Consider the following 5,157-nt stretch of genomic DNA (forward strand, 5'->3'; position numbering starts at 1 on the left):
ACCGCCACCACGCCCGCGAAGGCGTAGATGAACGACGCGACCAGCCTCAGCGCCGGGACGAGACCTCGCAGCACGTTCAGCAGATCCAGCACGAACCCGACGACCAGCACGATCGTCACCAGGACCGCGCCGATCAGGGCCAGAGACGCCGCGCTCCGCATCGTCATGCGCCGAGCCTATGCTCCCGGACCCGGGGGGTCAACCGAGGCGAAGTAGCGCTCCCGGTCAGCCGCCCACGGCGTCCCCGAACTTCGCGTCCCGCGTCTGGATCCGGTCCTTCACGCCCGTGGCCCGCGCCGCCGCCCCGTACGTGCCGAGCGCCTGGCGGTGCGGGATGGTCAGCATGTAGTTCTTGAACGCCGCCTCCAGCGCGCGCCGCTGGCCCTGGATGTCCATCGTCTCGTTCACCGACGCCTTGGCGAGCTTCAGCGCGAAGGAATCTTGAAGAGCGATGCGCCCCGCCAGCTCGAGCGTGGCCTCCGCCAGCTCGGCGCGCGGCACCACCCGGTTGACGAGGCCGAGCTCGCGCGCGGTGGCCGCATCGATGTAGTCGCCGGTGAAGAGGTACTCCTTGGCCTTCCGCGGCCCGAGGTCCCACGGCATGCTGAAGTACTGCACGTGCGCGCCGCCCCAGCGCACCATCCGGTCGGCGAAGAGCGCGTCGTCGGCGGCGATGATGAGATCGCAGCACGAGGCCAGCATCATCCCGCCCATGATGCAGTAGCCCTGCACCTGGGCGATGGTCGGCTTGGGCACCTCGCGCCAGCGCAGGCAGGTCTCGAGGTACAGCTCCGACAGCCGCGTGAGGTTCTCGGGCAGGCCCGGGCCGACCGGGTGGGCCTTCTGGTCCTCGAGCTCCTCCGCGCTGCCGAGGTCGTGGCCCGCCGAGAAGTGCGCCCCGGCGCCGGCCACGATGATGACGCGCGTCGCGTCGTCCTGCGACGCCGCGCGGAAGGCCTCGTCGAGCTCGAGGATCATCACGCGGCTCTGGGCGTTGAGCACCTCGGGCCGGTTCGCGGTGATGCGCACCACGGATCCCAGCTGTTCGTAGCGGATGGTGCGGAAGTCCATGGGCGTCACAATAGCCCACGCGGGCGCAGCAGGACCAGCCCCATCGCCGTGCGCACATTGACCGGCGGCGCGGGCTTGGGTACGGTGAAGCACCTTTGAGCTGAACAACCACGGAGGTCTCCAGATGGCGGGCCGGCTACGGGACAAGGTGGCGCTGATCACGGGTGCGGCATCGGGCATCGGCGCGGCGACGGCGGTGCTGTTCGCGCAGGAAGGCGCGCAGGTGGCGCTCAATGACCTGCCCGCGACAGATCTAGAAGCCGTGGCGGCCCAGGTCAAGAGCGCCGGCGGCGAGGCGCTGGTGCTGGTGGGCGACGTGACGAGCCGGCCCGACTCGCAACGGCTCGTCGACGAGACGGTGAGGCGATTCGGCCGGGCCGACGTGCTCGTGAACAGCGCCGGCGTGGCGCCCAGGAACGCGCCGGCCGACTGGGACTGGGAGAAGGTGTGGGACTACGTGATGGCCGTCAACATGAAGGGCACGTTTCTCATGTGCCGGGCCGTCGCCGAGCAGATGGTGAAACAGGGTGGCGGCTCGATCGTGAACCTGTCGTCGATCTACGGCCTCGTGGGCCGGCCGCGGGAGATCGGGACGGGGCTCGACCCGTACGTGCACAGCAAGGGCGGGGTGGTCCAGCTCACCCGGGACATGGCCGTGCACTTCGCCAAGGACGGCGTGCGGGTGAACGCGCTCTGCCCCGGGTTCGTGTTCACCAACCTCACGAAGGCCCTGACCGACAAGCCCGAGAGCCGGAAGTTCCTGGAGGACAAGCACCCGATGGGCCGGCTCGGCCAGCCCGACGAGATCGCGCGGGCGGCGCTGTTCCTGGCCTCCGACGACGCCTCGTTCGTCACGGGCGCCTGCCTGCCGGTGGACGGAGGCTACACGGCCCAGTAGCGCGCCGCCCGAAAACCCTCTCCCCTCCGGGGAGAGGGCAGGGTGAGGGGCCCCACGCGAGCCATGGAGCACCGAAAATAAACTCCATGACATGCCGGTCCGTTCTCGTTCTCTGCCTCCTGGCTGCGCTCGTCGCGGTGGCCGGTGCGATGATGAGCCCGGCGAGCGCGGAGCCGCCGAGATTCTCGGTGGTCGCCCCGGGCATCGCGCACGCGGGCTTCAAGGTGCGGCCGGCGGACGCGGAGCCGTTCTCGGGCCACGCCTTCAAGATCGATCTCGATGTGGCGCAGCTCCGTCTGATCCCCGCCGGAGACCCTCCGCTGCGGCGCACCGTGGAGCAGATCGTCGCGCCCTATCCCCTCGTCGTGGCTGCCAATGCCAGCTTCTTCGACACGGAGGGCCGTGCGATGGGCCTCGCGGTCGACGAAGGGCGAGTCATGGCCATGAGCAACCGGCGGCCCTGGGGCGCTCTCGTGATCGATGACAAGCAGGGGCGGATCATGCTCGGCGCCGACATCCAGAACCCTCTCGACCATCGCCTCATCGTCCAGGGCATCCCCCGGCTTCTGATCGGGGGAAAGGTTCCGCCGCTGAAACCCCAGGTCGCCGAGCGGACCGCCGTGTGCGCCGGGGGCAACATCGTCGTCCTCGTCGTCTCGACGAAGGTCGAAGCCACTGCCTTCGCGCGCTTCCTTGCCGATCCGCCCGACCGGGGCGGGCTCGGGTGCTGGGATGCCCTCAATCTCGATGGAGGCCCGTCGACACAGCTCGTGGTGAAGCTCCCCGCACTGACGCTGTCGCTACCCGGCGGATGGGGAGTACCAAACGCGCTGGTCGTCGCTCCCGGCAAGCAGTAATGGTCTGCCCGGCCGCGCCGTCTCCGCCAGACGCTCCTCGGGCACGAATCGCTGGCCACCCCCGAGATCTACACGCACGTGAGCCCGGAGCGCGGGCGGGAGGCGGTGCAGCTGCTGGGGGTATCGCCGAGTGGACGGTTGACGGGGTAGACGCGACGGGACTAGCTTGGGGCATGGTGGTTTCGTCCGGACGCACCAAGCACTGGACCCGAGTCGAGTACGAGCGGCTGATCGATCTGGGCGCCTTCCGGCCCGGCGAGCGCCTGGAGCTGGTCGGCGGGGCCCTGCTCGTCTCCGAGCCTCAAGGCGGTCCGCACTTCACCGCTATCGGGCTCGTCGAGGATGCGCTGCGCCAGGTCTTTGGCAGCGGCTGGACAGTTCGGGCGCAGGGCCCCATCGCGCTCGACGAGGACTCCGAACCCGAGCCTGACCTCGCGGTGGTACAGGGCAGCCGACGTGACCATAGCCGCTCTCACCCGTCTCACCCTGTTCTCATCGTCGAGGTGGCCGAGTCGAGCCTGGCCTTCGATCGGGGCGAGAAGGGCAGCCTCTATGCGCGGGCCGGGATCGCGGACTACTGGATCCTCAATCTGCCTGACCGGGTGCTGGAGGTTTACCGAGATCCGGTAGCCGCTCCCCACGCGCCGTACCGCTATCGATACGGAGCGACCATCACGCTGGGCCCCCGGGATACGGCGAGCCCCCTGGCCGCCCCGACCGCCGCCATCCTCGTCGCCGACCTGCTACCGTGAGCGAGGTCGCCAGGTCGCCGGCGCGCGCGAAGCGCTGGACGCGCCTGGAGTACGAGCGCCTGGTCGATCTGGGCGCTTTCGGGCCCGAGGAGCGCCTGGAGCTGATCGGCGGCCAGCTGGTCGTCCGCGAGCCGCAGGGCCGCCCGCACTCGACCGGGATTCGTCTGGTCGCCGCGGCCCTTCGTGCCGCGTTCGGCCCCGGGTGGACGATCGAGGCCCAGCTGCCGGTCGCGCTGGACGAGGAGTCCGAGCCCGAGCCGGACATCGCCGTCGTGGCCGGTGGGCCGCGCGACTATCTCTCCTCCCACCCGAGCCGTCCTACCCTCGTGGTGGAGATTGCTCTCACAAGTCTCGCGCTCGACCGAGGCGAAAAGGCCAGCCTCTATGCCCGGGCTCGCATTGAGGACTACTGGATCGTCAACCTGGTCGACAACATCCTGGAGGTGTACCGGGATCCGGAGGCCAATCCGGACTCGCCGTATGGCTGGCACTACGGATCAACTGTTACGTTGAGCGCCGGCGACCATGTCAGGCCGCTCTCGGTACCGAATGCCGAGATCCGCGTCGCCGATCTGTTGCCCTAGGGCCCAAATGGCCAGTGGACATTGACGCGCTTCTGAAAGCCCGCGACGAGATCCTGGCCATCGCTCAGCGCCATGGCGCCAGCAACGTCCGTGTGTTCGGATCCGTGGCCCGGGGAGAGGCGGGCCCGGACAGTGATGTCGACATCCTCGTGGACCTCGAGCTCGGCCGGAGCCTGCTCGACCATGCCCAGCTCCAGATCGATCTGGAAGCGTTGCTTGGCCGAAGGGTCGACGTGATCACTGCGCGGGCGCTTCGTCCACACCTCCGTGATCGTGTCCTCCAAGAAGCGATTCCCCTGTGAGGGATGACCGCGCACGGCTCGAGGATATCCTCCAGGCCATCAGCTCCATTGCGCGCTACGCGTCGCGCGGGCGGCTGGCCTTCGACCGGAATGAGCTCGTTCAGTCCTGGATGGTCTATCACCTCACCCTGATCGGCGAGGCCGCGGCCCGGCTTTCACCAGGAGTGCGTGACCGTCACCCCGAGGTTCCTTGGCCCCGCGTCATTGGCATGCGCAACATCCTCGTCCACGGCTACTTCGCGATCGACCTTGAAGAGGTATGGGTGACGGTGGAGCGGCGGGTACCTGTTCTGCAGAACCAGATTGAGGCGATCCTGCAGCGGGACACGGAACCGCCGACCCTCGCCGAACATCGGCCCGCGTACAGGCTCGCCTTAGAGCTCAGCCGCTGATCCTCCGACCGACTGACCCGAGCGAACCTCTCCCCACCCGGCGTGACTACCAGCCCCGGCTTATGGGCTCTCTGACTCCTAAGAGCTGCTCGGATCATGGCCGGCACACGGACAAGCCCGAGCGTCTCCCGATATTGTCCCTCCAGGAGGACACGACATGCCGCACTACTTTACCGAAAAGGAGCGAAATCGGGAAAGTCAGACGATATCGACCCCGGTGCCTCCGGCGATTCCTGCGGTTGGCGATGCGAGGCCAACAGCCGAAAACGGGAAAGTTGCTCCACCGCGGCGCGTCGGGAAC

At 68.5% G+C, this 5,157-nt stretch carries 7 protein-coding genes; 6 read left to right on the forward strand and 1 reads right to left on the reverse strand.

All coding sequences use genetic code 11. From position 1 onward, the window contains the following. Window positions 1-225: 225 nt before the first annotated feature. The gene (locus VKN16_01705) at window positions 226-1,071 is read right to left on the reverse strand and encodes an enoyl-CoA hydratase (GenBank protein ID HME92916.1); all 846 of its coding nucleotides are present in this window, start codon (window positions 1,069-1,071) and stop codon (window positions 226-228) included. Window positions 1,072-1,195: 124 nt separating this feature from the next. Here VKN16_01705 and VKN16_01710 point away from each other — a divergent pair, with 124 nt between their 5' ends. From VKN16_01710 to VKN16_01735, 6 genes are all read left to right on the forward strand, one after another. Further along, window positions 1,196-1,969: a glucose 1-dehydrogenase gene (locus VKN16_01710; GenBank protein ID HME92917.1), complete on the forward strand. Its 774-nt coding sequence runs from the start codon at window positions 1,196-1,198 to the stop codon at window positions 1,967-1,969. Between the two features lie 137 nt (window positions 1,970-2,106). Then, window positions 2,107-2,826: a phosphodiester glycosidase family protein gene (locus tag VKN16_01715; protein ID HME92918.1), complete on the forward strand. Its 720-nt coding sequence runs from the start codon at window positions 2,107-2,109 to the stop codon at window positions 2,824-2,826. A 173-nt stretch (window positions 2,827-2,999) separates the two neighbouring features. Next, window positions 3,000-3,578: a Uma2 family endonuclease gene (locus VKN16_01720; GenBank protein ID HME92919.1), complete on the forward strand. Its 579-nt coding sequence runs from the start codon at window positions 3,000-3,002 to the stop codon at window positions 3,576-3,578. After that, complete coding sequence (locus VKN16_01725) at window positions 3,575-4,162, forward strand: Uma2 family endonuclease (GenBank protein HME92920.1); 588 nt, start codon at window positions 3,575-3,577, stop codon at window positions 4,160-4,162. Before VKN16_01720 ends, VKN16_01725 begins: the two co-directional genes overlap by 4 nt. Window positions 4,163-4,176: 14 nt before the next feature. After that, window positions 4,177-4,464, forward strand: coding sequence for a nucleotidyltransferase family protein (locus VKN16_01730; GenBank protein ID HME92921.1), 288 nt, complete (start codon window positions 4,177-4,179; stop codon window positions 4,462-4,464). Then, the gene (locus VKN16_01735; protein ID HME92922.1) at window positions 4,461-4,856 is read left to right on the forward strand and encodes a DUF86 domain-containing protein; all 396 of its coding nucleotides are present in this window, start codon (window positions 4,461-4,463) and stop codon (window positions 4,854-4,856) included. The genes VKN16_01730 and VKN16_01735 overlap by 4 nt, the downstream gene beginning before the upstream one ends. Window positions 4,857-5,157 lie beyond the last annotated feature (301 nt).

The sequence above is a fragment of the Candidatus Methylomirabilota bacterium genome, assembly GCA_035315345.1.
In the GTDB taxonomy this organism is placed as follows: Bacteria; Methylomirabilota; Methylomirabilia; order Rokubacteriales; family CSP1-6; genus CAMLFJ01.

Coding starts and splice junctions, on each gene's coding strand:
- VKN16_01705 (HME92916.1), bottom strand. CDS start 1,071: ATGGACTTCCGCACCATCCGCTACGAACAGCTGGGATCCGTGGTGCGC.
- VKN16_01710 (HME92917.1), top strand. CDS start 1,196: ATGGCGGGCCGGCTACGGGACAAGGTGGCGCTGATCACGGGTGCGGCA.
- VKN16_01720 (HME92919.1), top strand. CDS start 3,000: ATGGTGGTTTCGTCCGGACGCACCAAGCACTGGACCCGAGTCGAGTAC.